16 protein-coding genes are annotated in these 19,523 nt (G+C 69.9%); 5 read left to right on the top strand and 11 right to left on the bottom strand.

Annotated elements, in window-relative coordinates; genetic code table 11:
- The first annotated feature begins 36 nt into the window (after positions 1–36).
- Positions 37–735 (top strand): fumarylacetoacetate hydrolase family protein, encoded by a 699-nt coding sequence (locus HWX03_RS19650; protein WP_089436609.1) that lies wholly within the window; start codon positions 37–39, stop codon positions 733–735.
- A 53-nt stretch (positions 736–788) separates the two neighbouring features.
- Here the strand turns inward: HWX03_RS19650 and HWX03_RS19645 are convergent, their stop codons facing one another.
- The 4 genes from HWX03_RS19645 to HWX03_RS19630 all read right to left on the bottom strand — a co-directional run bounded on the left by HWX03_RS19645 (position 789) and on the right by HWX03_RS19630 (position 6,557).
- Positions 789–1,328 carry a DUF4303 domain-containing protein gene (locus tag HWX03_RS19645; protein ID WP_175821540.1) on the bottom strand — a complete coding sequence of 180 codons (540 nt, stop codon included), beginning with the start codon at positions 1,326–1,328 and terminating at the stop codon, positions 789–791.
- A 126-nt stretch (positions 1,329–1,454) separates the two neighbouring features.
- Entirely contained in the window at positions 1,455–2,666 is a 1,212-nt protein-coding gene (locus tag HWX03_RS19640; protein ID WP_175872338.1) for an MFS transporter, read from the bottom strand.
- A 228-nt stretch (positions 2,667–2,894) separates the two neighbouring features.
- Complete coding sequence (locus HWX03_RS19635; protein ID WP_175872337.1) at positions 2,895–4,490, bottom strand: trypsin-like peptidase domain-containing protein; 1,596 nt, start codon at positions 4,488–4,490, stop codon at positions 2,895–2,897.
- Between the two features lie 588 nt (positions 4,491–5,078).
- Positions 5,079–6,557: a PLP-dependent aminotransferase family protein gene (locus HWX03_RS19630; protein ID WP_175872336.1), complete on the bottom strand. Its 1,479-nt coding sequence runs from the start codon at positions 6,555–6,557 to the stop codon at positions 5,079–5,081.
- A gap of 235 nt (positions 6,558–6,792) precedes the next feature.
- On the opposite strand from HWX03_RS19630, the gene HWX03_RS19625 reads away from it, so the two are divergent.
- Complete coding sequence (locus HWX03_RS19625) at positions 6,793–7,995, top strand: GNAT family N-acetyltransferase (protein ID WP_175872335.1); 1,203 nt, start codon at positions 6,793–6,795, stop codon at positions 7,993–7,995.
- Positions 7,996–8,019: 24 nt separating this feature from the next.
- On the opposite strand, the gene HWX03_RS19620 is transcribed toward HWX03_RS19625, so the two are convergent.
- Together HWX03_RS19620 and HWX03_RS19615 are read right to left on the bottom strand one after the other, a co-directional pair.
- The gene (locus HWX03_RS19620) at positions 8,020–8,508 is read right to left on the bottom strand and encodes a DUF3331 domain-containing protein (RefSeq protein WP_175872334.1); all 489 of its coding nucleotides are present in this window, start codon (positions 8,506–8,508) and stop codon (positions 8,020–8,022) included.
- A 44-nt stretch (positions 8,509–8,552) separates the two neighbouring features.
- Positions 8,553–9,764: an MFS transporter gene (locus tag HWX03_RS19615; RefSeq protein ID WP_175872333.1), complete on the bottom strand. Its 1,212-nt coding sequence runs from the start codon at positions 9,762–9,764 to the stop codon at positions 8,553–8,555.
- A gap of 639 nt (positions 9,765–10,403) precedes the next feature.
- Between HWX03_RS19615 and HWX03_RS19610 the strand changes: the two genes are divergently transcribed.
- The 3 genes from HWX03_RS19610 to HWX03_RS19600 all read left to right on the top strand — a co-directional run bounded on the left by HWX03_RS19610 (position 10,404) and on the right by HWX03_RS19600 (position 13,382).
- Positions 10,404–11,468 carry a 2,3-butanediol dehydrogenase gene (locus HWX03_RS19610; protein WP_175872585.1) on the top strand — a complete coding sequence of 355 codons (1,065 nt, stop codon included), beginning with the start codon at positions 10,404–10,406 and terminating at the stop codon, positions 11,466–11,468.
- A 305-nt stretch (positions 11,469–11,773) separates the two neighbouring features.
- Entirely contained in the window at positions 11,774–12,430 is a 657-nt protein-coding gene (locus HWX03_RS19605; RefSeq protein WP_175872332.1) for a VC0807 family protein, read from the top strand.
- 85 nt (positions 12,431–12,515) lie between these two features.
- Positions 12,516–13,382, top strand: a complete 867-nt coding sequence (locus tag HWX03_RS19600) for a CPBP family intramembrane glutamic endopeptidase (protein ID WP_175872331.1) — start codon at positions 12,516–12,518, stop codon at positions 13,380–13,382.
- Positions 13,383–13,412: 30 nt separating this feature from the next.
- Here the strand turns inward: HWX03_RS19600 and HWX03_RS19595 are convergent, their stop codons facing one another.
- The 5 genes from HWX03_RS19595 to HWX03_RS19575 form a co-directional block, all read right to left on the bottom strand.
- Positions 13,413–14,393 carry an aldo/keto reductase gene (locus HWX03_RS19595; RefSeq protein ID WP_174433491.1) on the bottom strand — a complete coding sequence of 327 codons (981 nt, stop codon included), beginning with the start codon at positions 14,391–14,393 and terminating at the stop codon, positions 13,413–13,415.
- Positions 14,394–14,550: 157 nt separating this feature from the next.
- On the bottom strand, positions 14,551–15,222 hold the full coding sequence (locus HWX03_RS19590) for a MarC family protein (RefSeq protein ID WP_174433490.1): 672 nt from the start codon (positions 15,220–15,222) through the stop codon (positions 14,551–14,553).
- 137 nt (positions 15,223–15,359) lie between these two features.
- On the bottom strand, positions 15,360–16,160 hold the full coding sequence (locus HWX03_RS19585) for an enoyl-CoA hydratase-related protein (RefSeq protein ID WP_175872330.1): 801 nt from the start codon (positions 16,158–16,160) through the stop codon (positions 15,360–15,362).
- Positions 16,161–16,198: 38 nt separating this feature from the next.
- The gene (gene paaK, locus HWX03_RS19580) at positions 16,199–17,521 is read right to left on the bottom strand and encodes a phenylacetate--CoA ligase PaaK (protein ID WP_175872329.1); all 1,323 of its coding nucleotides are present in this window, start codon (positions 17,519–17,521) and stop codon (positions 16,199–16,201) included.
- A 54-nt stretch (positions 17,522–17,575) separates the two neighbouring features.
- Entirely contained in the window at positions 17,576–19,132 is a 1,557-nt protein-coding gene (locus HWX03_RS19575; protein WP_175872328.1) for a 3-hydroxyacyl-CoA dehydrogenase, read from the bottom strand.
- Positions 19,133–19,523 lie beyond the last annotated feature (391 nt).

The raw sequence follows: 19,523 nt of genomic DNA, 5'->3' as shown, positions 1-19,523 counted from the left end.
CCGGCCATCCGTCTTCCTACCGAACGAGGCCCTCCGATGTCCGCCTATGTCATCGACGCCGCCGAGCGTCCTTCCGTCGAAGTCGAACAGTCGTCCGCGCGCTTTCCGGTGCGCCGGGTATTCTGCGTCGGCCGCAACTACGCCGACCACGCCCGCGAAATGGGCGCCGACCCCGACCGCGAACCGCCGTTCTTCTTCACGAAGCCGGCCGACGCGATCGTCCCGGCCAGCGGCACGGTCGCCTATCCGCCGCTGACGAACGACCTCCATCACGAAATCGAGCTGGTCGTCGCGATCGGCAAGGACGGCCGGTCGATCGACCCGGCCGACGCGCTGTCGCACGTATGGGGCTATGGCGTCGGCGTCGACCTCACGCGCCGCGACCTGCAGGCCGAAGCGAAGAAGCTGAGCCGGCCGTGGGACTGGGCGAAAGGTTTCGACGCGTCGGGCCCGGTGACCGCGCTGCGCGCGGCGACGGCCACCGGCCACCCGGCAACCGGCCGCATCTGGCTCGCGGTCAACGGCGACACGCGCCAGCAAGGCGACCTCGCCGACATGATCTGGGCCGTGCCCGACGTCATCGCGTACGTGTCGCGCTCGGTCGAGCTGAAGGCCGGCGACCTGATCTTCACCGGCACGCCGGCCGGCGTCGGCGCGCTGCAGCCGGGCGACCGCGTGACGGGCGGCGTCGACGGCATCGCGACGTTCGAATTCGTGGTCGGCGCGAAGCCGTAACGCAGCACGCGCGGCGGGCCTGCCCGGGCCGCCGTGCGGGATCCCGATGCCGGTCAGTCGTAGCGGCGCAGGAAGGCGTCGGCGACGGCCGGCGGATTCAGCGCTTTCGCCGATGCGTTTTCCAGCGCCTCGGCCGCGTCGTCGTCGCTGATCGACACGAACAGCGTGATGGCCGCGCGGTCGTCGCCCGTGCCGAATACGCCGTCGCGATCGAGCAGCCGCAATGCCTCGATCATGTCGGCGTGCAGTTGCCGCGAAAATTCCGTGAAGCGCGACAGGACGAACTGCGGACTCAGCACTTCGTCGGCCAGCCTGCCGCAAATCGCGTTGAACGGCGACGCCTCGGCCGCCGCGTACGCCCACTCGGCAACGCCCCACACGAACCACGGATCGTCGTCCGGAATCGCCTGTTGCGCGCGGATCCGGCGCAGCCCTTCGACCGAATTGGCTGCCGGCACCACCGTCATCGCGCCGCTGTCGGTGTACAACGCAAACGCGTAGAAATGCTCGTCCGGGTGCAACGCCCGCAGCGCCCTGAAAGTCGCCCTCGCGGCATCGGCAATGTCTCGCTGGAAATCAGAAAAGTCGCTCATCGCATCCTCGTCCAGTCGCCCTTCGTGCTCGTCGGGACACGCGGCGCGCGGATCGTGCGTCGTCTCCCGGCATGCGGCGGATTGTCCGTCATTCCGCTGCGCGCCGGTACCGGGGCGCACCCGCGCTCACCGCCCGGCGTCCTGCCCGTCGAACGCCCGCACGCACACGGCGGCCGCCAGCGCGACCGCTGACGACAGCAGCATCATCGCGAGCGGCAGGTAGCCCGCGTTGCCGGGGGTCAGCAGCGCGCCCGTCAACGACGACAGCGCGGCGCCGCCGCCGATCGTCATCGCGCCGGCCAGCCCCGACGCGCTCCCCACCAGCTCCGGCCGCACCGACACCGCGCCCGCATGGGCGCCGGGATTGCTCAGCCCGTTGCCGATGCCGACCAGCACGCACGGCCCGAACCACGCGAGCGCGTGCGTCGCGCCGCCGAACACGAGCACGAGGCCGATCAGCGGGCCCGCACACGCCACGACCCGCCCGCACAGGATCGTCGTGGCCAGCGCATGGCGGCGCGCGACCCGCGCGGCCAGAAAGCTGCCGCACACGAAGCCGGCCGTGATCGTCCCCATGTAGAAGCCGATCTCCGCCGGCGCAATGCCGAACAGCGTTTTCGCGGCGAGCGGCGCGCCGGCCAGGAACGCATAGAAAGCACCCGTCGAAAACGCCATGCACAGCGCATAGGCCCAGAAACGGCGCGCACGCAGCAGCGCCGGATACGCGCGAAGCTGCTGGCCGAAGCTCGACGGCCGGTGCGTATGGGTTTCGACGAGATCGAGCGCGCACCAGGCGAACAGCACGATGCCGACCGCGGCCAGCAACCAGAAGCTCGCGCGCCAGCCGACCGTCTGGTCGAGCGCACCGCCGAGCGTCGGGCCGAGCATCGGCGCGAACGCGGCAGCCATCGCCGCGTAGCCGATCCGGCTCGCCGCGCGCGCGCCGCCGCCGGTGTCGCGGATCGCCGCCATCGACACGGGATAAACCGACGTGATCGCCGCCTGCATCAGCCGGCAGCCGAGAAACACGCGGATATCGGTCGCCATCGCGCAGCCGAGCGAACCGAGCGCGAATATCGCGACGCTCGTCAGCACGACCGGCCGCCGCCCGAACCGGTCGGACAGCGGCCCCGTCACACATTCGAGCGACGCGGCCACCGCCGCATACCCGCCGAGCGACAGCGCGACGAGCGCATAGTCGGTGTGCAGGTCGCGCACGATCGCCGGCAGCGACGGCAGGAACAGGCTCAGCGGCAGGGCCGACAACGCGCACAGCAGGATCAACGTTGCATGCCGCGGCGACGCCGGGTCGGAAGCGGTCGACAGGTTCGATGACAAACGGATGCCCTCCCGCGCACGGGCCGCACGGCCGCGCGCAACACAAAAAAAAGCCCCCGAACGAGTCGGGGGCGCATGGGTGCCGGCGCGGTGCCGCTACCGGACCCTGCGCCTGTGGACTACTACGATGAAGCAAGCCGTTTTCATGCCGAATGGCTCCTGAATGCGTGGCGGACCGCCAGCGATACCGGACGATGTTAGGCGGATGACGCCCGCCGCGTCAACGCCCTAACGCGCGCGCACCGACACGAACTTCCGCGCGTTGTTGCGCTGGATCAGCACGGCGATCACGCTGCCGCCGCTCGCTTCGAGCGTCTGCACGTCGTCCGGCGTCTCGAGCAGCGTGTCGTTGAGCTCCAGCACGACGTCCCCGGGCTGGATGCCTGCGCGCGCGGCCGGGCCGTGGACCGCGTCCACCATCATTCCGACTGCCAGCCCCGTCGAACGGCGCTCGTCGTCGCTCAACGCGTGCATCGTCAGCCCGAGACGGTCGCCGTGGTCACCTGTGTCGCCGGGCTCGCCGGCGCCCGGCCCCGGCCCCGGCCGCGCGGCGGCCTTCGGCGCGACCATGCCGACTGTCGCGGCCGCGCTCCCGCCCGCGTCGTCGGCGCCCGTGATCGTCAGCTTCACCGGCGCACGGTTGCGGATCACGCGCAGCGGCGCCTTCCCGCCGGGCGGCAGCGCGGCGGCCAGGTCGTTCAGTTCGGCCGAGCGACCGATGGCCTTGTCGCCCACCTTCACGATCACGTCGCCGGGCTTCAGGCCGGCCGCGGCGGCCGGCGAGCCGGGCGCGACGCCGTTGACGAGCGCGCCTGCCGGACGCGGCAACCCGAACGCCGCAGCCAGGCCGACGCCGACGTCCTGCACGTCGACGCCGAACGCATTGGCGGACGGCGGCGCGCCCGGCGCGGGCGCCTGAGGCTGTTGCGCCTGCATCTGCGCCTGCTGTTGCGCGCGCAACTGGGCGCGCATCTTTGCCGCGAATGCGATCGGGATGGCGAACGTCGTGCTCGCGTAGCGGTCGGCGCCCGTATAGACCTGCACCGCGATGCCGATCACGTCGCCCGCGCGATTGAACACGGGGCCGCCCGAGTTGTCCGGGTTCGGTGCGATGTCGGTCTCGAAGAACGGGAATGCGCTGCCGTCCGGCAACCGGCGCGACGTCGCGCTGACGATGCCGGCCGTGACCGTGTTGCCCGACCCGTCCGGCGCGCCGATCGTCATCACCGGTTCGCCCGCGCGGACTTTCGACGAATCGCCGACGCGCACGAACGGCAGCTTCGTCGCGTCGACGCGCAGCACAGCGACATCGCTTTGCGGATCGACGGCCAGCACCGTCGCCTTGAATTCGCGGCGGTCGGTGAGCCGCACGGTCACGTCGGTCGCTTCGTCGACCACATGCGCGGACGTGAGGATCAGGCCATCGGCGCTGACGATGAAGCCCGAGCCGCTGCCGGACACCGCGCGCGGCGCCGTATCGGGCGCCGACGCCTGCGGCCCCTGCGCGGGCGGCGGCGCGCCGTGCCGGAAGAACGCGGCGAGCGGATCGTCAGGATCGAGGGCGGCGAAGGCCGGCCCGCCGGTTTGCGGATCGGGTGTGGCGGCCAGGATGGTCACGACCGCCGGGCCGTAGCGCTCGACGATCGCCGGGAAGTCGACCGGCATCGCGTAAGGCGCGGCGGGTGGCCGCGCCTTCATCGCCGGCGGTGCAGCGTGCGGCGCGAGGGTACCGGCAACGGCGGCGGGCGGCGGCAAACATCCGGCAAACACGCCCCCGATCAACGCGGTGCGAAGCACGGCGCGAGCAAGCGTCTGGCAAACCACGGTGCACCTCCCCCGGCAGCCGCGACGCCACCCTGCGCGAGACGCGCAGGCGCCCGACAAGCACCGGTACACCCAACCATTTATAGCCCACGCGCCGGGTGGAACATACGAATCGAAACCCGTATGCCGGGAGGCGTCGTAGCGGCGGAACCGCGACGGCGTTCGTTTCGAACAAAGCGCGCCGTTCGTCAATCCGAACATCCACCACGCATCGGTGCGGGTGCCGGCGTCATCGTCGCGGTCTGCGGTAAACCCTTCGCCTGTCGCGCGTCACGGACGGGCAACACGCAAGCCGCAAACGGTCCGTCATCGCCCCCCGTCCGTCGACGAACCGGCACCGGCGCTGGTCAGTGGCACGACAACACCGCCACCCCGCCGACCCCTTCCGTGTTCGGCAACGCTGCCGTGTAACCGACGGCCACCAGCGGCTGAGCCGCATCATGTCCGACGACGATGGATTGAATCGTCGCGGGCCCGGTGAGCGACGGCCACCATCCGCGACATGCACGCAACGGCAACCAACAGGAATGACGGGCGGAACCCAATCACCATCGGGCAGCGGGAAGCCGGAATCGCGAACCCATACCGTCACGCGTCACCCGCGCCCACCCGCTCCGCGATCGCCGACACCATCCGCAACATCGGCTCGAACGCATCGGCCGACGTATTGCCGAAACCGAGCACGAGCCCGTTGCCGGCCCGCCCCGCATCGATCGCGAAACCCGACAGCGGAAACGGACCGATGCCATGCGCGCGCGCCGCTTCGACGATCGTGCGATCGCGATAACGCGCCGGCAGCCGCAGCGCGAGATGCAGCCCGCACGGGCCGCCCTCGACCTGGTGCGGCACGCTCAGGCTGCTGTCGAGCGCGGCGAGCAGCAAACGCCGCCGGTCGCGATACAGCCGGCGCATCCGCCCGAGATGCCGGCCGTACTCGCCCGTCTCGATGAAATCGGCCAGCGCGAGCTGCACGTGGCGCGTCCCGCCGCGCAGCATCTCCGGCAGCGCCGGCCGCACGGCGGCCAGCAACGCGTCGGGCAGCACGAGAAAACCGATCCGCAGCGCCGGAAACATCGTCTTGCTGAACGAGCCGAGATAGACGACCGGCGAATCGGGCGCGAGCCCGTGCATCGCGCCGATCGGCTCGCCGGTGTGACGGAATTCGCTGTCGTAGTCGTCCTCGATGATCCACGCGCGATGGCGGCGCGCCGCATCGATCAGCGCGAGCCGGCGCGAGATCGACAGCACGGCGCCGGTCGGGAACTGGTTCGACGGCGTCGTGTAGACGAGGCGCGGCGGCCGCTCGCGCCAGTCGTCCGGTTCCGCGCGCAGCCCTTCCGCGTCGACCGGCATCGGCACGACGTCGAGGTCGGCCGCCTGCATCGCAGTGCGCGCGCCGCGATAGCCGGGCTCCTCGACCCACACCGTATCGCCCGGATTCGTCAGCAACTGCGCGCACAGCGCGATCGCCCCCTGCGCGCCCTCCGTGATCACGATCTGCTCGGGATCGCAGCGCACGCCGCGCGTGACGGCCAGGTGGCGCGCGATCGATTCGCGTAACGCGGGCTCACCGAGCGGATCGCCGTACGCCAGCAGGTCGCGGCCGGCGCGACGCAGCGCGCGGTCGATCGCGTGCCGCCACGCGTCCACCGGGAAATGCGACAGCGCGGGCACGCCCGGCCGGAAGCCTTCCGATTCGCCGGTGCCGACGAGGCTCGAGCGAATCCGGCCGAGCCGCTGCGCGACGGCCGGCGGCGCGGCACGCCGGCGCGGCGGCGCGGGCCGCGACAGCCCAACGACCCGCGTGCCGCGACGATCCGACTGCAAGAAGCCTTCGGCGACGAGCTGCTCGTACACGGCGGCCGTCGTATTGCGCGACACGCCGAGCGTTTCGGCCAGCGCGCGCGTGCCGGGCAGCCGCGTGCCGGCCGGCATCGCGCCGCCGAGAATCGCGTCGCGCACGCGACGCAGCAACTGGCGCTGCAGCGACGGGGCGCCAGGCGTACGCGCCAGCGGCGCATCGAGCGGCAGCAACGGCGCGGCGCAGGAAGGAAAGGCAGTCGTCATCGGAACATCGCAGCGTGAGAGGTCGAAACGGGACGTACGGTAAGTGGCGTACCGTGAGCGGCTGACGGCTGACGGCTGACGGCTGACGGCTGACGGCTGACGGCTGACGGCTGACGGCCACCGATCGTGGCACCATAAATTTACCGTTCGCTGGCGCTTCTCATGGTACCTCGCCGGGACTACGATCGTCTGCATGCCGGCATGTCGCCGGCCGCCAACCGAAGCGAGATCGACCTTGCCCACGCTCACCAACGCTTTCCAGCAGCCCATCGGCCAACCCGTTCCCGACTGGTCCGCGCGTCCGCGCCCCGAGCGCATCGTGCTCGAAGGCCGTTACTGCCGGCTCGAACCGCTCGACGCCGAGCGCCACGCGGCCGACCTGCACGCCGCCTACGCACAGGCGCCCGACGGCAGCGACTGGACCTATCTCGCGCACGGCCCGTACGCCGACGCGTCCAGCTACCGCGACTACGCGCGCGGCGCACAGGCGAGCACCGATCCGCTGCACTACACGGTGATCGACCGCGCCACGGGCCGCGCGGTCGGCACGCTCGCGCTGATGCGCATCGATCCGGCCAACAGCGTGATCGAGGTCGGCTCCGTCACGTTCTCGCCGCTGCTCAAGCGCACGCCGGTGTCGACCGAAGCGCAGTTCCTGCTGATGAAATACGCGTTCGACACGCTCGGCTACCGGCGCTACGAATGGAAGTGCGACGACCTGAACGCGCCGTCGCGCAAGGCGGCTGCGCGGCTCGGCTTCCGCTACGAAGGCACGTTCCGGCAGGCGATCATCTACCGCGGCCGCAATCGCGACACCGCGTGGTTCTCGATCATCGACGGCGAATGGCCGGAGGTCCGCGCCGCGTTCGACGCGTGGCTCGCACCGGAGAACTTCGACGCGCAGGGCGAACAGCGCCAGTCGCTCACCGCGATCCGCCACGCGCAGGCCAGCGCGCGCGACGCCGCCAGCCGCGCAAACGACGCAACGCGCGTCACGGTGCGCCCGCTCGTCGCCGCCGACGAAGCCGCGTGGCGTCCGCTGTGGCAGGGTTACCAGAAGTTCTATGACACCGCGCTGAGCGACGCGGTGTTCGCGACGACCTGGGCGCGCCTGATGGATCCGGACGAGCCGATGTTCGTGCTCGGCGCGTTCGACGCGTCGGGTGCGCTGGTCGGGATCGTGCATGCGATCTACCACCGCTCGTGCTGGACCGAAGGGCCGTACTGCTACCTGCAGGATCTGTACACGGCGCCCGACGCGCGCGGGCAAGGCGCGGGCGGCGCGCTGATCGAGGCCGTCTACGAACGGGCCCGCGAAGCCGGCGCGAGCCGCGTGTACTGGCTCACGCACGAGACCAACACGACCGCACGCGCGCTGTACGACAAGCTCGCGAACAACGCCGGTTTCATCCAGTACCGGCACGATCTGAAGAAGTAACGTCGTCCCCCCGACGGCCGATGTTCAGCCATGAACATCGGCCGGATGGCGTGCGTCGCCGTCCTCCGGCACGTCGTCGCACGCCGCACCGGCCGCGCCCGGCACCGCTGCCGGGCAGATCATCTCGTCGCCATTGGCCGGCACGGGCCGCCGCACCGGCCGGAACACCGGTTCGCCCGGCTCGATCGGCTGCCCCGACAGCGCGCAGCGACCGGGCTGCAACGCGACGCGCAAGCGCCAGCGTTGCTCGCCGTAATGACACCGGCCGCTCTCGACCCATCGCACCAGCAGCCCGTTGTCGCCCACCTCCAGCACCGTGACGAACAGTTGCGGGCGCAACGGCGACGCCGCGGCCGTCGCGTGCTCCGGAATCGGCGCACGGCCGATCGTCACGAGCGGATGCGCGACCACGCTGCCGCGCGACGGCATCGCATCGTCTTCGCCGGGCGCGGACGCGGACACGTCGCACGACAGGTCTTCTTCGCAGATCGGGCTTTCCATGGTGTTGAGCATGCTTGACGGATTTCCGTGCAGGTTGAACGACGCCGGCGCCGCGCTCAGCGCCGGCCCATCGGTTCGCGCAGCAGGAACAGGCCGATCGCCGCGCCGGCGACGGCCGCCGCGAGCATCAGCCCGATGCCGCCCGACCAGCCGAACGCGCCGACGATCGCGCCGATCGCCAGCGGCCCGATCACCTGGCCGAGATAGTTGCCCTGCACGACCCAGCCGATGCTGAGCGGCGCCAGCGACGGCGACGGTGCGGAACCCGGCGCGCACGCGAGGATCGTCGCGGGCAGCATCCCGGCCATGGCCGAGAACGCGAACCCGAGCGCGACCGCGAGCGGCGCGGGCGTCGCCGCGCTGAAAAGGCCCGCGCCCGCCGCGCCGATCGCAACCGACGTCGCGGCCATCACGAGCCCCGGTCGCGCCCCGCGCGACAGCAGCCAGCCGGCCGTCAGGTTGCCGATCACGCACGCGGCGACGATCGCCGCGCTGATCAGCCCCGCCGCGCCAACGGCGACGCCGAGGCGCTGCATCAGGAACACCGGCAGGAACGTCACCACCGCGAAGAACTGCACGTTGTAGGTCGCGAAACCCAGTGCGAGGAGCGTGGTCGAGCGCGCCGCGAGCACGTTGCGCAGCGCGGGCCCGATGCGCGTCGCCCCCGCCTGCCGCGACGGTGCGTCGGCCGACGTCGTGACCGGCACCGCGGCTGCGGCGACGAGCGTCAGCGCCGCGGCCGCGAGCCAGCCGTTGCGCCAGCCGCCGAGCAGCGGCCCGACCAGCATCGACAGCGCCATGCCGGCCGGCATGAAGGTGCTCCACAGGCCGAACGCGAGATTGCGCCGCTCGGGCGGCGTCACGCGGTTCAGCACGGCCGGCGCGGCGACCACCACGATCACGAACCCGAGCCCTTCCGCGAAGCGCGTGGCCAGCAGCAGCGCGAAGCTGCCTGCCCATGCGCCGGCGAGGCTCGACAAGCCGAGGATGACGAGGCCCGTCACCAGCAGCCGCCGGTCGCCCCAGCGCCGCACCAGCAGGCCGGCGGCGATCCCGCCGAACACGCCGACGAACGGAAACACCGACATGATCCCGCTCAGCGACGCGAGCGAGCCGCCGAATTCGTGCTGCAGCGACGGCAATGCGATCGTCGCCTTGCCGACGTGCAGCGCCGACACGATGCTCGCCAGCACGACGTTCGCGATGGCGGCCCGGTAGCTGCGCGACGGCAGCGCGGCGGCATCGGCCGCGACAGGCGCTTCGGTCATCTTCACCTCCGTTGAAGCGGCCGCGTGCAACGGGATGTCTCACGCGGCCGCAATCGGACTGCCGCACATGATACAAATTGAAGTTAACTTCAAGTAAAGGGGTAACGCGTGCAACGATCCGTTTCGGCGATGGCGGCAATGGCCGGCGCAACACGCGACGGCATCCTGGTTTAGGGCCTCTTCACGCTAATAACGGGCTTGCGAACGTGCCTTTCGGCCCGCAAGGCATACCGCGCCGCCGGATTCACGCGGCTCGCCGCGGTCGCCGTGGACTACGAAGTGATCGCCTGAACGCGGATCGAGCAACATCGCCCGTTGCGGTTCGTCTCGCGATTCGTCTCATTACGCTGAGACGAACGTCCCGGCGTCTCACTCGATTCGTCGTAGCGCTATCGCAGCAAATTCGACACGCCATTCGCTCCCAACCTTTTCCGGTCAATGGAAAGCGGAATAGTGCAACGCACTCAACGCGCACTTTCCGACCGCCTCGCACCGCCCCGATTCACGCTGGCCCCGTTCCTGCATACCGGTCGATCGCGCAATCGCGCGACGGGCACACCGGCAGCGTTGCCGCGCGCCCGACGACAACCTGACGGAGACAGCAACGTGAGTACACCGGTATCGATCCCCACCCCCAGCATGAAGGCCGCCGTCTGGCATGGCCGCCACGACATCCGCGTCGAACAGGTTCCCGTTCCGGCGCGCCCGCCCGCAGGCTGGGTCACGATCCGCGTACACTGGTGCGGCATCTGCGGCTCCGACCTGCACGAATACGTCGCCGGGCCGGTGTTCATCCCGGTCGACGCGCCGCATCCGCTGACCGGCCTGAAGGGCCAGTGCATCCTCGGCCACGAGTTCAGCGGCGAGATCGCCGAGCTCGGCGCGGGCGTGTCGGGCTTCGCGGTCGGCGACCGCGTGACGGCCGACGCGTGCCAGCATTGCGGCACCTGCTGGTATTGCCGGCACGGGCTGTACAACATCTGCGAGAACCTCGCGTTCACCGGGCTGATGAACAACGGCGCGTTCGCCGAATACGTGAACGTGCCGGCCGAATTGCTGTACAAGCTGCCCGACAATTTCCCGACCGAGGCCGGCGCGCTGATCGAACCGCTCGCGGTCGGGCTGCATGCGGTGAAGAAGGCGGGCAATATCGTCGGGCAGACCGTCGTCGTGGTCGGCGCGGGCACGATCGGCCTGTGCACGATCATGTGCGCGAAGGCGGCGGGCGCCGGGCGCGTGATCGCGCTGGAGATGTCGGCCGCGCGCAAGCAGAAGGCGCTGGAAGTCGGCGCGAGCATCGTCATCGATCCGAAGACGTCCGACGCGATCACCGAAGTCCGAGCGCTGACCGGCGGCTACGGCGCCGACGTGTCGTTCGAGTGCATCGGGCACACGGCCACCGCGAAGCTCGCGATCGACGTGATCCGCAAGGCCGGCAAGTCGGTGATGGTCGGCATCTTCGAGGAACCGACATCGTTCAACTTCTTCGACATCGTGTCGACCGAAAAGGAAGTGATCGGCTCGCTCGCGTACAACGGCGAATTCGCGGACGTGATCCGCTTCATCGCGGACGGCCGCATCGACGTGCAGCCGCTCATCACCGGGCGCATCGCGCTCGGCGACATCGTCGCGCAGGGCTTCGAGGAACTGGTCAACCACAAGGACCGCAACGTGAAGATCATCGTCCAGCCGGCCGTCTCCTGAGCGCACACGCGCGGCCGCGGCATCGATTCACGCCGCGCCGCGCAGGCCGCCGCCTCGCCTCCTCGCCGTCGAGCGTCGCCCGTGCGGGGGGCGGGGCGGCGCGCCTGCCTGTGCCACCCTTCCCCCTGTCGTCCCCATCCGAAGCAGCCGCCATGTCGCGTTCCATCCGGATGCGGCATGCCGAAACATTCGTCATCCCAAACTCGGCACGATTCTTCGATATACTGGACCGAACCCTTTTCGGGGCAACCGGGGACAACGACGCCTTTCGCGCGTCCGCCCCGACCTGCGTGGAATGGCGCACCGTGAAACCGCGAGCCGGACTGATTCTCGAACTCTTCGTCAACCTCGTGCTGCCCTGGGTGGCCTATCGGGTCGCGCGTCCGTATTTCGGCGAAACCGGCGCGCTGTACGCGTCGGCGGTTCCGCCGATCATCTGGTCGATCGTCGAATTCATCCGCTCGCGCCGCGTCGACGCGGTGGCGGCCATCGTGCTGCTCGGCATCACGCTGTCGATCGTCGGGATGGCGTTCGGCGGCAGTCCGCGCACGCTGCTGATGCGCGAATCGATCGGGTCGGGCACGATCGGCGTCGTGTTCCTGCTGTCGCTGTTTCGCGAACGCCCACTGATCTACTATCTGGCCCGCGCCACCGTGGCCCGCGAGATGGACGGCGGCGCCGCACACTTCGAAGCCGTCTGGGACGCGCAGCCGGGCCTGCGGCAGATGCTGCGGCTGATGACGTTCGTGTGGGGCGCCATCATGACGATCGAGATGCTGCTGCGCTGGTGGATGGTCGTCAGCTGGCCGGTCGAGCGCGTGCTGGTCGTGTCGCCGGTCATGGGCTACACGGTGTTCGGCTGCCTGCTGATGTGGACGTTCTGGTACCGGCGGCGGATGCGCGTGCGCAACAGCGTCGACATCCCGGGCCGCAGCGGCGTCACCGAAACCGCCGGCCGCTGACACGCGGCGGGCCGGCTGCCCGGCGGCGTGTCACCGCACCTGCTGTATGATGCGCGGCGTCTCGTCCGCCCATCCGTTTCCCGTCATGTCCCTTTCGCTCCTTCCGTGCGCCACGATCTGGCTCGCCCTGTTCGCGGCCGCCGCCTTCGCGTGGCATCGCCCGCTGCACGGCCTGAGCATCGGCCTCGCCGCGCTCGGCTATGCGGGCGCCCTGGCGTTCGGCCAGCTTGCGCCGGTCACGCTGGCGCCGTTCGCGCTGCTGATCGCGGCCGGCTGGGGCGTGTTGCCCGCGCGCCCGCTCGCGGTGCGCATCGCCGCGCACCTCGTCTTTGCCGCGCTCGCGATCGCGCTGAGCCTGCACCTGATTCCCGGCTTCCACAATCCACGCGTGATCGCCCCGACCCGCTTCACGCCGGACGCCGTGCCGTTCACGATGTACCTGAATTTCGACAAGCCGCTCGTCGGCCTGTGGCTGCTGTGGGCGCTGCCGTGGGTCGCCCCGGACGTCGCGCTGTCGCGCGCGCTGCGCACCGGCGTGGTGGCGGCCGTCGCCACGGCCGCCGCGTGTCTAGCCGGCGCGCTCGCGTTCGGGATGGTCGGCTGGGCGCCCAAATGGCCGCCGTCCGGCTGGCTATGGCTCGTAAACAACCTGTTGCTGGTGACGCTCGCCGAGGAAGCGCTGTTCCGCGGCTACGTGCAAGGCGGGCTGACCCGCGTGTTACGCGCCTACTCGTGGGGCCCGTGGGTCGCGCTCGCGGCCGGCGCGGTGCTGTTCGGCGCCGCGCACGCAGCGGCCGGCTGGCAATGGATCGTGCTCGGCACGGTGGCCGGCGTCGGCTACGGACTCGCGTGGCGGCGCGGCGGCCTGCTCGCCGCCGCACTCGCGCATGCGGGGCTGAACATCGTCCATTTCGGCCTGTTCACCTACCCGATGCTCGACGCCGCGCGCTGATCGCGGCGCCGGCGCCGCCCGCGCTGCCGCTCAGTTGAACCCGGCCACCGCGTGCGGCACGTACGGGCGTTCGAGCGTGGCGATTTCGTCGTCGGTCAGCTTCAGCGCGAGCGCGCCGAGCGCATCGTCCAGTTGCTGCGGCTTCGAAATGCCGACGATCGGCGCGGTCACGCCGCGTTTCTGCGCCACCCACGCCAGCGCGACCTGCGCCCGCGGCACGTTGCGCGCGGCGGCGATCGCCGCGACGGCCTCGACGACCGCCTTGTCGGCGTCGGCCGTCGCGTCGTACAGCCGCTGGCCGACGTCGTCCTTCTGCTGCCGTTCCGACGATTCGTCCCAGTTGCGCGTCAGGCGCCCGCGTGCGAGCGGGCTCCACGGAATCACCGCGATGCCTTCGTCCTCGCACAGCGGCAGCATTTCGCGCTCTTCTTCCCGATACAGCAGGTTCAGGTGGTTCTGCATGCTGACGAAGCGGGTCCAGCCGTTCTGCTTCGACGTATGCAGCGCCTTCGCGAACTGCCACGCGAACATCGACGAGGCGCCGATATAGCGCGCCTTGCCGGCCTTCACGACGTCGTGCAGCGCCTCGAGCGTCTCCTCGATCGGCGTGCCGTAGTCCCAGCGGTGAATCTGGTAGAGGTCGACGTAGTCGGTGCCGAGCCGCTTCAGGCTCTGGTCGATGTCGGTCATGATCGCCTTGCGCGACAGGCCGGCGCCGTTCGGCCCCGGCCGCATCCGGTAGAACACCTTCGTCGCGATCACGACGTCGTCGCGCTTCGTGAAATCGCGCAGCGCGCGGCCGACGATCTCCTCCGACGTGCCGTCCGAATACATGTTCGCGGTGTCGAAGAAGTTGATGCCGGCCTCGACCGCGCGCTGGATGATCGGGCGGCTTTCCGCTTCCGGCAGCGTCCACGGGTGCGTGCCGCGCAACGGCTCGCCGAACGTCATGCAGCCCAGCACCAGCTTCGACACGTCCAGCCCGGTCGATCCGAATTTCACGTATTCCATTGCACGCCTCGCCACTCGAGTTGGGGTTGCGGCCGGATGCGCGCCGCGCATCCGCCAGACGTCGCATGGTATCCCGCATGCCGCGAACGCGTATGAGCGCGCGCCGCGTGCAGGCTGCGTGAAAGGTTGAACCTTAAAGGACGAACCGAAGGCCCGGTTACTTGACCTGGTCGGCGAGCGGCTGCAGGAACGCGGAGAAACCGGTCAGCATGATCTGCACGCCGATGCACAGCAGCAGGAACGCCGACACGCGCTTCGCGACCTTGGTCCCTTCGCTGCCGAGGTAGCGCGCGAGCAGCGCGGAGCGGCTGTAGACCTGCCAGATCACGAGCGCGACGAGCACGGATACGGCGATCGACACGATGCTCGACAGCATGAATTCCGACAGCTTGTGCGTGCGGTTCGCGTTCAGCGCGATCGCGGTCGCGATCGAGCCGGGGCCGACCGTCAGCGGCACCGTCAACGGGAAGAACGCGCGCGTCATGATCGCGTTCGCGTCGATCGGCTTGACCGGCGTGTCGCCGCCGCCCGGCCCGTCCGGTTCGTTCAGCATCTGCCAGCCGGCCACGGCCACCGCGAAGCCGCCGCCGATCCGCAGCGCTTCCATCGAGATCCCGAAGAAATGCAGCACCGGCGTGCCGGCGAAGAACGCGACCATCAGCACGACGAACGCATTGAACGCGACCTTCCTCGCGAGCAGATCCCGTTCGTGCGCGGTGAGCGACTCGGTCCGTTCGAGAAACAGGAACGCGATACCGATCGGATTGATGATGCCGATCAGGCCGGTAAAGCCGAACAGGATCTCGGAGACAAGGCGGTTGACGATCATCGTGCGAAGCATCGGTCGGGGCGGGGCCGGCAGCGCGCCGGAGGTCACGCATTGTAGTGCAAGCGCTCGCGCCCGAGACGCAAAATGCGGCCGGGCCGGTTTCGCCGTCGATCGCCTTCGATCTTCGCCATGCAGCCTTATTCGGCGCCCGTCTCCCAGGCCGGCGGCCGCTTCGCGAAGAAGGCCGCGAAGCCTTCCTTCGCTTCCGGCGTCGCCCGCACGCGGGAGATCGTCTGCGCGGTGAACGCCGCGCGTTCGTCCGACGGCGGATACTCGCCGATCGCGTCGAAAAAGCGCTTGATCTCCATCAGCGCGTGCGGGCCGTTGCGGCCCAGTTCCGCGAGCGTCCGCTCGAGCGTGTCGTCGAGCGCATCGAGCGGCACGGCCTGATGGATCAGGCCGATCGCGACGGCTTCGGCGGCCGCGAGCTGCGTCGCGGTCAGCGCGAGCCGGCGCGCCTGGCGCTGACCGACCGCCTCGACCAGATGCGGGCCGATCACGGCCGGCAGGATTCCGAAACGCGCCTCGCTGACCGAAAAGCGCGCGTGGTCGCTCGCAATCACGATGTCGCAGGCCGCGCACAGGCCCACGCCGCCGCCGAACGCGTGGCCCTGCACGCGTGCGACCGTCGGTTTCGGGCATTGCCGGATCGCGCGCATCATCGCGGCGAACCGCTCGGCGTCGCGCAGGTTCGCGGCCGCGTCGTTCGCGCTCGCGCGCTGCATCCACTGCAGGTCGGCGCCCGCGCAAAATGCGCGACCATCCGAACGCAGCACGATCGCGCGCACGTCGTCGCGCCGGCCGAGCGTCGTGAACGCGTCGGTGAGCTCCGCGATCATCGTCTCGTCGAACGCGTTCAGCACGTCGCCGCGCTGCAGCGCGACGGTCGCGATGCCGCGCGCATCGACCGTCACGGCCAGGGTCTTCAATCCATCCATCGAACAGGTTTCCTCGGGTAGAACGGCACACATCGAAATCACGCGGCCTGGCGGCGGTCGATCACGCGCCGCGCCTTGCCGGTCGCGGTCGCGGGGATGCCGCCGGCCGACAGCACCGTCACGCCGGACGACACGCCGACCATCGTCTTGATCCGGTGCTGCAGCTCGCGCGCGAGCGCCGCGCGATCGCCGTCGGTGACGGAGGCCGCCGCCTCGGAGCGCAACTCGACCGCGAGGTCGAGCCGGTCCATGTGACCGTCGCGCGACAGCGTGATCTGGAACTGGCCCGACAACTGCGGTAGCGCGACGACGATCTCCTCGATCTGGCTCGGGAACACGTTCACGCCGCGCACGATCAGCATGTCGTCGGAGCGGCCCGTGATCTTCGCGAGCCGGCGCATCGCACGCGCGGTCGGCGGCAGCAGCGCGGTGAGGTCGCGCGTGCGGTAGCGGATCACCGGCATCGCCTCCTTCGTCAGCGACGTGAACACGAGCTCGCCCTGGCTGCCGTCGGGCAGCACTTCGCCGGTGACGGGGTCGATGATCTCCGGGTAGAAATGGTCTTCCCAGATCACCGGGCCGTCCTTCGTCTCGACGCATTCGCACGCGACGCCCGGGCCCATCACTTCCGACAGCCCGTAGATGTCGAGCGCGTCGATGCCCACGCGCGTCTCCACTTCGTCGCGCAGCGCCTGCGTCCACGGCTCGGCGCCGAAGATGCCGATCGTCAGCGACGATTCGGCCGGGTCCATCCCCTGCCGCACCATCTCATCGATCAGGTTCAGCATGTACGACGGCGTGACGAGGATGATCTTCGGCTCGAAATCGCGAATCAGCTGCACCTGCTTCTCGGTCTGCCCGCCGGACATCGGCACGACCATGCAGCCGAGCCGCTCCGCGCCGTAGTGAATCCCCAGACCACCGGTGAAGAGGCCATAGCCGAACGCGTTGTGCAGCGTATCGCCCGGACGGCCGCCGGCCGCACGGATCGAGCGCGCGGTCACGTTCGCCCACGTATCGATGTCGCGCGCCGTGTAGCCGACCACCGTCGGCTTGCCGGTCGTGCCGCTCGATGCATGCACGCGCACGACCTGCTCGCGCGGCACCGCGAAGAGGCCGAACGGATAGTTGTCGCGCAGGTCGTGCTTGGTCGAGAACGGGAATATCGCGAGATCGGCGAGCGACTTCAGGTCGTCCGGATGCACGCCCGCCGCATCGAACGTGCGCCGATAGTGCGGGACGTTGTCGTACGCGTGGCGCAGCGACCACTTCAGGCGCTCGAGCTGCAGCGCCTGCAGTTCGTCGCGGCTGGCGGTCTCGATCGGCTCGAGGGCGGCGGCGGGATGCGTCGGGTGAGTCATCGGGGGCTCCTCCAATGGAGTGATGGCGTTGTCGTGTTCGAGGTGACAAGGCGGTCATGACCGGAACGTGCGGCCGGCCGCATGCAGCGCGGCGAGGCGCGGCGACACGCGATAGCGGTCCTCGCCGTAGCTCGCCGCCAGGTTCGACAGCACGCGATGCACGCGGCCGATGCCGATCGCATCGGCCCACGCGAGCGGGCCGCACGGGTAGTTCACGCCCTTCTCCATCGCGAGATCGAGATCGGCCGGCGAGCACACGCCCTGGTTGACCGTATCGGCCGCTTCGTTCGCGAGCATCGCGACGGTGCGCATCGCGACCATCCCCGGCACGTCCGCGACGCCGACGACGCGAAAACCCGCCTGCTGGAACAGGCCGACCGCGTCGGCATACGCCGCGTCGCTGCACTGGAGCGCGCGCGTCAGCGCGACGAGTCCGGCCTGCGCGTAATCGCGCGCGAGATCGACGAGCACGAGATCCGCCACGCCCGTTTGCGCGGCGCGCACGCTGGCCGTCCGGCCGTCGGTCAGCGCGATCGACGCGCGGCCGGCCGTGGCGAGCAGGTCGTCCGGCTGCGCGCCGGCGTGCCGGACGCCTTCGATACGCGCGGCGAAGCGTGCGTGCAGCGCGGCGGCCGGGCCGTCCTGCGCAAACAGCACGACGTCGGCCGGCGCGGCGCGCGGCGCTTCGAGATCGGGGCCGGGCGGCGGCGCGCCGTCCGCATACGAATAGAAGCCACGCCCGGACTTGCGCCCGAGGAAGCCCGCGTTCACGAGTTCCTGCTGGATCAGCGACGGCGTGTAGCGCGGATCGTTGAAGTACGCGCGGAACACCGACTCGGTCACCGCGAAGTTCACGTCATGGCCGATCAGGTCCATCAGCTCGAACGGCCCCATCCGGAAGCCGCCGGCCTCGCGCATCACCGCGTCGATCGATGCCGGCGCGGCGCCCTGCTCGTTCAGCACGCGCAGCGCCTCCGCGTAATACGGCCGCGCGACGCGGTTCACGATGAAGCCCGGCGTCGATTTCGCCATCACCGGTTGCTTGCCCCACGCGGCGGCGGTCGCATGAAGCACCTGGGCGATCTCGGGCGCGGTCGCGAGCCCGCTGACCACCTCGACGAGCGCCATCAGCGGCGCCGGGTTGAAGAAATGCAGGCCGGCGACGCGCTGCGGCACGCGCAGCCCGGCCGCGATCGACGTGATCGAGATCGACGAGGTGTTGGTCGCCAGCACGCATGCGTCGTCGACATGACGTTCGAGGGTCGCGAAGATCTCGCGCTTCACGTCGAGCCGTTCGGCCGCCGCCTCGACGATCAGCGCGGCGCCCGCGAAATCGGCCAGCGCGCGCACCGCGCGGATCCGGTTGCCGGCCGCGTCGGCCTGCGCCGGTTCGAGCCGGCCCTTCTCCGCCAGCCGCGCGAACTGCGCGCGGATGCCGGCCAGCGCCTTGTCGCAGGCTGCTTCGTTCAGGTCGTACAGCAGCACCGCATGGCCGGCCGCCGCCGCGACCTGCGCAATGCCCGCGCCCATCGCGCCGGCGCCGATCACGCCGACGACGGCCGACGGCGCCAGCGCGCCCGAGTTCACCGAATGTGCAGAGGAAACAGCCATCGCTTGCGATCCGTCATGAAGTGGAAGTGCGAGCGATTATAAACCGACCGGTCGGTAGATTTATGTCAGGGCGAGCCCGAATGTGTCGTGCAAGAGACCGTTACGGAAGCTGCAACGACAAAAAAATCGACGGATCGGGGCACTTTTTGTAAACCGAAAGGTCAACGTAATGGTTCGAATATGAGATAGTGACCCCCGAACGCCTGATAAAATTCGACAAATTGCCGGATTCCAGGGGGAAACGCGTGTCGCGTCGTCACCGCCGTCCATCGGCCCCTTTCGGGGTCGAATCGAGTCTCCGGTCTGCGCATCGCCCCGCGTGCTTGTCTCGCCGTCCGCGGGCAACCGCATCGAACCGTTTCATCCCGCGACGGGCTTCGGCCCGCCCGCG

The sequence above is a fragment of the Burkholderia sp. BCC0397 genome, assembly GCF_902832865.1.
In the GTDB taxonomy this organism is placed as follows: Bacteria; Pseudomonadota; Gammaproteobacteria; order Burkholderiales; family Burkholderiaceae; genus Burkholderia.
This window is presented reverse-complemented; position numbering and strand designations above follow the sequence as displayed.

Excerpts from the sequence above, each read along its gene's own strand:
- HWX03_RS19650 (WP_089436609.1), top strand. The coding sequence starts at position 37 with ATGTCCGCCTATGTCATCGACGCCGCCGAGCGTCCTTCCGTCGAAGTC.
- HWX03_RS19620 (WP_175872334.1), bottom strand. The coding sequence starts at position 8,508 with ATGCTCAACACCATGGAAAGCCCGATCTGCGAAGAAGACCTGTCGTGC.
- HWX03_RS19645 (WP_175821540.1), bottom strand. The coding sequence starts at position 1,328 with ATGAGCGACTTTTCTGATTTCCAGCGAGACATTGCCGATGCCGCGAGG.
- HWX03_RS19595 (WP_174433491.1), bottom strand. The coding sequence starts at position 14,393 with ATGGAATACGTGAAATTCGGATCGACCGGGCTGGACGTGTCGAAGCTG.
- HWX03_RS19610 (WP_175872585.1), top strand. The coding sequence starts at position 10,404 with ATGAAGGCCGCCGTCTGGCATGGCCGCCACGACATCCGCGTCGAACAG.
- HWX03_RS19585 (WP_175872330.1), bottom strand. The coding sequence starts at position 16,160 with ATGGATGGATTGAAGACCCTGGCCGTGACGGTCGATGCGCGCGGCATC.
- HWX03_RS19630 (WP_175872336.1), bottom strand. The coding sequence starts at position 6,557 with ATGACGACTGCCTTTCCTTCCTGCGCCGCGCCGTTGCTGCCGCTCGAT.
- HWX03_RS19600 (WP_175872331.1), top strand. The coding sequence starts at position 12,516 with ATGTCCCTTTCGCTCCTTCCGTGCGCCACGATCTGGCTCGCCCTGTTC.
- paaK (WP_175872329.1), bottom strand. The coding sequence starts at position 17,521 with ATGACTCACCCGACGCATCCCGCCGCCGCCCTCGAGCCGATCGAGACC.
- HWX03_RS19615 (WP_175872333.1), bottom strand. The coding sequence starts at position 9,764 with ATGACCGAAGCGCCTGTCGCGGCCGATGCCGCCGCGCTGCCGTCGCGC.
- HWX03_RS19575 (WP_175872328.1), bottom strand. The coding sequence starts at position 19,132 with ATGGCTGTTTCCTCTGCACATTCGGTGAACTCGGGCGCGCTGGCGCCG.
- HWX03_RS19590 (WP_174433490.1), bottom strand. The coding sequence starts at position 15,222 with ATGATCGTCAACCGCCTTGTCTCCGAGATCCTGTTCGGCTTTACCGGC.